Origin of the sequence: Streptomyces sp. NPDC006197 (assembly GCF_040613865.1) — a bacterium.
GTDB lineage: Bacteria > Actinomycetota > Actinomycetes > Streptomycetales > Streptomycetaceae > Streptomyces.
This window is the reverse complement of the sequence record NZ_JBEXSZ010000294.1, coordinates 1-1,913: the sequence shown is the minus strand read 5'-3', so window position 1 is coordinate 1,913 and position 1,913 is coordinate 1. Positions and strand designations below refer to the sequence as shown.

Below are 1,913 nucleotides of genomic sequence, written 5' to 3'. Positions count from 1 at the left end.
CTGGGCTCACACTGGCGTCGAGGGGTCCTCCGGGGCCGGAGGTGACGGCTCCTTCGGCAGCAGGTGGCCGCGCCTGCTCAGCAGGAACGCCGCTCACCACCCGGACCCGCACGCTCGTCCCGTCCCCGGTGACCGCGACCGAGACCGCCGCGCCGGGCGCGTGCTTCGCCGCGTTCGTCAGGCCCTCCTGGACCACCCGGTGCAGGGCGAGACCCGACATCCCCGGCAGCGTCGGCACCGGAGTCGTGGCGAGCGTGACGGCCAGCCCCGACGCCCGGGCGCGGGCCGTCAGCTCCTCGACCGTCTCCCCGGGCGGGGTCGTCGGCGCCCCGGCGTCGTCCTCGCGCAGGACGCCGATGATGTCCCGCAGCCGGGCCGTCGCGTCCGCCGCCGCGCGCCGCAGCTCGCCGACCGCGTGCTGCTGGGCGGGGCCGAGCGCCGGATCGACCTCCAGGGCGCCCGCGCGGACCGCGATCAGGGCCAGGTCGTGGCCGAGGGAGTCGTGCATGTCGCCCGCGATCCGGGAGCGCTCCCGCAGCCGCTCCCGGTCGGCGACCGCCGCCTGCTCCCGCTCCATCCGGTCGGCCAGCTCCCAGCCGCTGCGCACCAGCCGGTCGTACTGGCGCATGTAGCGGCCGATCAGCCAGGGCGCCACGATCGCGAGGGCCAGCGACAGCAGCAGCGTGAACCACTGGCCGAGGGAGGCGTGCGCGACGACCGTCAGGACGAGCCCCGCCGCCGCGATCGCGCCGAACAGCCACAGCGCCGCCCGGGTCTGCTCCTGCCGCCGCCCCGCCAGATAGCCGAAGGCGACGAGCGCCAGGCTGTACGAGGGGGTGAACAGCTCCGGGCTCACGGGCAGGCTCGCCGCGACCACGACCGCGATCGGCACCGGCGGCCACCGCCGGCTGACCGCGACGCAGCCGCCGAGGACCGCCACGCCGACGGCGACCTGGGTCCAGCTCCCGCCGTCGTTCGGGTCCGACTTCAGCAGGACGGGCACGCAGAGGAGCAGCCACAGCCCCAGGTCGAAGAGGCGCTCACGCACCGGGGACCAGGCCCGCCTCGTACGCCAGCACCGCGAGCTGGACCCGGTTGCGCAGGCCGAGCCTGCCGAGGACGGCGCTCACGTGCGCTTTCACGGTGCCCTCGACGACGTGCATGCGGGCGGCGATCTCCTGGTTGGAGAGCCCGGCGCCGAGGAGGGCGACGACCTCCCGCTCCCGGCCCGTGAGGGGTTCCAGCCGGGTCCGCGCCTCGGCGGTGCGGGTGAACCGCTCGCCGCCGAAGGTGTCGATGACCCGCCGGGCGACCGTGGGGGAGAGGGCGGCGCCGCCCCCGGCCACGGCCCGGACCCCGGCGATCAGTTCGCGCGGGTCCCCGGACTTGAGGAGGAAGCCGCTGACGCCGCTGCCGAGCGCCCGCGCGACGTAGGCGTCCTCGGAGAAGGTGGTGAGCATGACGACGGCCGCGTCCGGCACCGCCCTGCGCAGCTCCTCGGCCGCGCCGAGCCCGTCGAGCCGGGGCATCCGGATGTCGAGCAGGACGACGTGGGGCCGGTGCTCGCGGGCGAGTTCGACGGCCTCGTGTCCGTCGCCGGCCTCGGCCACCACCTCGATCCCGGGGTCGGTGGCGAGGATGGCCCGCACCCCGGCCCGGATCATCGTCTCGTCGTCGGCGAGCAGCACCCTGATCATGCCGCCCAGGGTATGCACGGGACGCGGACGCGCGGGCGCCCGGAGGGAAGATCCCTCCGGGCGCCCGCCCCCGTGTGGTGTGGCTTACGGGAAGGTCAGCTTGAAGCTGTTGATGTAGCCGGTGTCGATCGACGCCTTGTCCTGGACGCGGAGCTTCCAGGTGCCGTTGGCGACCTCGGTGGAGGCGTTGACGGTGTACGTCTGGTTGATGTTGTC

General features: G+C 75.1%; 3 protein-coding genes. All 3 read right to left on the bottom strand.

Annotated elements, in window-relative coordinates; genetic code table 11:
• Positions 1 to 1,048, bottom strand: a 1,048-nt coding sequence (locus ABZ318_RS39530; protein ID WP_356907242.1) for a histidine kinase, incomplete at its 3' end; no start/stop codon positions are given.
• Complete coding sequence (locus ABZ318_RS39525; RefSeq protein WP_356907241.1) at positions 1,041 to 1,697, bottom strand: response regulator transcription factor; 657 nt, start codon at positions 1,695 to 1,697, stop codon at positions 1,041 to 1,043. The genes ABZ318_RS39530 and ABZ318_RS39525, both read right to left, overlap by 8 nt.
• 84 nt (positions 1,698 to 1,781) lie before the next feature.
• Positions 1,782 to 1,913, bottom strand: a 132-nt coding sequence (locus tag ABZ318_RS39520; RefSeq protein WP_356907243.1) for a proprotein convertase P-domain-containing protein, incomplete at its 5' end; no start/stop codon positions are given.

Bases quoted from the DNA above. Each gene is read 5' to 3' on its own strand.
- ABZ318_RS39525 (WP_356907241.1), bottom strand. From the start codon at position 1,697: ATGATCAGGGTGCTGCTCGCCGACGACGAGACGATGATCCGGGCCGGG.